4 protein-coding genes are annotated in these 3,351 nt (G+C 72.0%); all 4 read left to right on the top strand.

What is annotated here, in order from left to right; genetic code table 11:
* Nucleotides 1–740: SRPBCC family protein (locus JWP64_RS20935; protein ID WP_297499751.1), on the top strand; the 740-nt coding region annotated here is incomplete at its 5' end.
* Nucleotides 741–810: 70 nt separating this feature from the next.
* Nucleotides 811–1,317, top strand: coding sequence for an aromatic-ring-hydroxylating dioxygenase subunit beta (locus JWP64_RS20930; RefSeq protein WP_297499750.1), 507 nt, complete (start codon nucleotides 811–813; stop codon nucleotides 1,315–1,317).
* Between the two features lie 56 nt (nucleotides 1,318–1,373).
* Nucleotides 1,374–2,918, top strand: coding sequence for an AMP-binding protein (locus JWP64_RS20925; RefSeq protein ID WP_297499748.1), 1,545 nt, complete (start codon nucleotides 1,374–1,376; stop codon nucleotides 2,916–2,918).
* Between the two features lie 5 nt (nucleotides 2,919–2,923).
* Nucleotides 2,924–3,351: AMP-binding protein (locus JWP64_RS20920; protein ID WP_297499746.1), on the top strand; the 428-nt coding region annotated here is incomplete at its 3' end.

Genomic DNA, 3,351 nt, shown 5'->3' with positions numbered 1-3,351 from the left:
GCTGGATGAAGCACCAGCACATGAGCAACTGGAAGATGGTGATGGAGAACAACGTGGACGGCTACCACGCGTTGTTCACCCACGAGTCCGTCTACTCGGCGGTCCGCGAGGCCAAGGTCTCGCACGTCCCGAGCAAGGTCGAGGTCTACGTCCGGGACCTGGGCCAGGGCCACTCCGAGATCGACTACTCCGCGGAGTACACCCGGCTCGACGAGGAGTTCGTCTGGTTCGGCCGGGCACCGCGGGCCAAGCTGCCGAACTACGTCGCGGCGATGGAACGCGCGCACGGCCCGGAGGACATGCACTCCGCGTTCGTCGTGGGCCCGCCGCACACCCTGATCTTCCCGAACCTGTTCCTCGCCGAGATGAACATCATGATGGTCGAGCCGATCGCGCCGGGTGAGACCGTCGCCTACACGACGCCCGCGCTGATCCCCGGCCAGGACGAGATGAACGGCCGCATGCTGCGCCGCACCGAGGGCGCCATGGGCCCGGCCGGCTTCCTGATCGCGGACGACGGCGAGATCGGCGCCCGTAACCAGATGGGCCTGGCGGCGCAGAAGCCGGACTGGATCGTGCTGGCCCGCGGCCGGGACACCGACGCCGCCGACGAGACCGGCCTGGTCAACCACGACAAGAGCGCCGAGACCCCGCAGCGCGGCTGGTGGGCGCACTGGGCCGAGGTACTGGGCGGCCGGTTCAACACCCGCTCGACCACCCCGGACGGAGAGACCCGATGAGCGAGCTTGCGAGCGAATCAACGTCACAGCGCCCGCGCGCAGCGCTGACCGAGCGAAGCGAGGGAATGCGATGAGTGAACCTGCCTTCAGCACCGGCACCCCCGTGGACCCCGCCCTCGAACCGGACGTCCTGGCGTTCCTGCACCGTGAGGCCCGGCTCGCGGACGAGGCACGGTACTCGGACTGGGAGTCCCTCTGGGACGACGACGGCGTGTACTGGGTGCCGATGGGCCCGGACCACGATCCGCGGGTCAACCTGTCCTACGTCTACGACAACCGCAAGCGCCTCCGCAGCCGGGTCGCCCAGCTGAACTCGGGCGCGCGGCACTCGCAGACCCCGCCGTCGGTGATGCGCCGGCTGCTGACCAACGTCGAGGTTCTCGAGCGGGGTGCGGACACCGTCACCGTCGGGTCCAACTTCGTCCTGTTCGAGTACCGGCACGCGCTCACCACGTGGGCGGGCCGGGTCGTGCACACCGTGCGCCGCCGCTCCGACGGGGAGCTGCGCCTGGCCGCCAAGACCGTGCACCTGGTGAACGCGGGCGGGCCGGTCCCGACGCTCGCCTTCCTGATCTGACCCTTCTTCAGACACCGGGCGGCCTCCGGCCAGCCCCTGCACCCGTGCGAGGACCCATGCTGGTCGGAGACATCCCCCGCCTCAACGCCCGTCGCTATCCCACCAAGCCCGCCGTCATCTCCGGCGGGACCACGCTGACCTGGGCGGCGGTGAACGAACGCGCCAACCGGCTCGGCACCGCACTGCGCGCGTCCGGGCTGCGGACCGGGGACCGGGTCGCGATCTGCGCCCGCAACACCGCCGAGTGGCCCGAGATCGTGTTCGGGCTGGCCAAGGCCGGCCTGGTCGCGGTGCCGGTGAACATCCGGCTCTCCGCGCCCGAGATCGCCCACGTCCTCACGGACTCCGGGGCGCGGGCCGGAATCGTGCACTCCGACCAGGCCGCGCTGGCCGGCGAGGTGTTCACCGAGTACCTCGAGCTCGTCCTGCAGCTGGGCGGCGGGGAGGTGGGCAAGGAGTACGAGGCGGCGCTCGCGTCGTCGACCGACACGGACCCGACGCCGCCGACCCTCACCCACGACGACGTGCAGTTCATCCTCTACACCAGCGGCACGACCGGGCTGCCCAAGGGCGTCGTCCAGCTGCACCGCGGCATGGTCGCGCAGGCCCTGGACACCTCGATCGTCACCGAGGCCGTGCACTCCGACGTCACCCTCGGGACGACGCCGTGCTTCACCGCGGGCGGGATGGTCCGCACGGTCGCCGCGCTGTTCCTGGGCCAGACCCTGGTGCTGCACCCCCGGTTCGACCCGGAGGCCGTCGTCGCCGAGATCGAGCGCAGCCGGGTCACGATGACGACGTTCATCCCGACCATGCTCATGCGCACCCTGAAGGTGCTGGAGAACGACCCGAGCCGGGACGTGTCGAGCCTGCGCCGGATCAGCTACGGCTCGGCCCCGGTGCCGCCGGGGCTCGCCCAGGAGGCGATGGCCCGGCTGGGCTGCGACCTGCAGCAGCGCTACGGCGCCACCGAGGCCGGCGGCCAGGCCACGATCCTCACGCCCGCGGACCACCGCGCCGCCGTCGCCGGCGACGAGGGGCTCCTCGCCTCGTGCGGCCGGGAGACGCCGATGGCCGAGATCCGCATCGTCGGCGAGGACGGCGCGGACCTGCCGGTCGGCGAGACCGGCGAGATCGTGATCCGCTCGGACATGGTGGCGGCCGGCTACTGGAACAAGCCCGAGGCCACCGCCGAGACGTTCCGGCCGACCGGGCTGTGGTCCGGGGACCTGGGCAGGCTCGACGAGCGCGGCTACCTCTACATCGCCGGCCGGAAGACGGACATGATCATCTCCGGGGGCTTCAACGTGTACCCGGCCGAGATCGAGCGGGTCATCGCGGCGCACCCCGCCGTCGAGCTGGTCACGGTCGTCGGCATCCCGGACCCGGAGTGGGGCGAGACGCCGGTCGCGGTGGTCGTCGGCAAGGGCGCACCCGATCCCGGGCTGGAGGAGTCCATGCGGGTGCACTGCCGCGGGAACCTCGCCGGGTACAAGCAGCCGCGCCGGTTCGAATTCCGGGACGAACTACCGCTCGGCCCCGCGGGCAAGATCCTCAAGCGCGAGGTCCGGGCGGCCCTGCTCGAGCCGGCGGGGAGGTGAGCGGCGTGTCCGCACCCGCCGAGGCCCGTCCCGTCCCACCGGCCTGGACCCCGCAGTTCGCGGCCGCGAGCGTCGCCGAGCTGCTGACCCGCCGCGCCGAGCTCACCCCGGACTCGCTCTTCGCGGTCGACGAGCACCGGACCCGGCTCACGTTCGCCGAGCTCGCCGCCGACGTCGACCGGGCCGCCGCCGGGCTACTCGCACTCGGGGTGCGCCCCGGTGACGTGGTGTCCTGGCAGCTGCCCAACCGCCTCTCGACGATCGTGCTGTCGCTGGCCCTGTGCCGCCTCGGCGCCGTCCAGAACCCCCTGGTCATGCTGCTGCGGGAACGCGAGCTGACCTTCATCTGCGGGCAGGCCCGGACCGCGCACCTGTTCGTGACGGGTGAGTTCCGCGGCACGGACTTCGGGGCCGTCGGCGCCACCGTCGCGGC

This window comes from Pseudonocardia sp., from assembly GCF_025465255.1.
Lineage (GTDB): Bacteria > Actinomycetota > Actinomycetes > Mycobacteriales > Pseudonocardiaceae > Pseudonocardia.
This window is presented reverse-complemented; position numbering and strand designations above follow the sequence as displayed.

What these genes read in the sequence shown, in the direction of transcription:
- JWP64_RS20930 (WP_297499750.1), top strand. Translation starts at nt 811, where the DNA reads ATGAGTGAACCTGCCTTCAGCACCGGCACCCCCGTGGACCCCGCCCTC.
- JWP64_RS20925 (WP_297499748.1), top strand. Translation starts at nt 1,374, where the DNA reads ATGCTGGTCGGAGACATCCCCCGCCTCAACGCCCGTCGCTATCCCACC.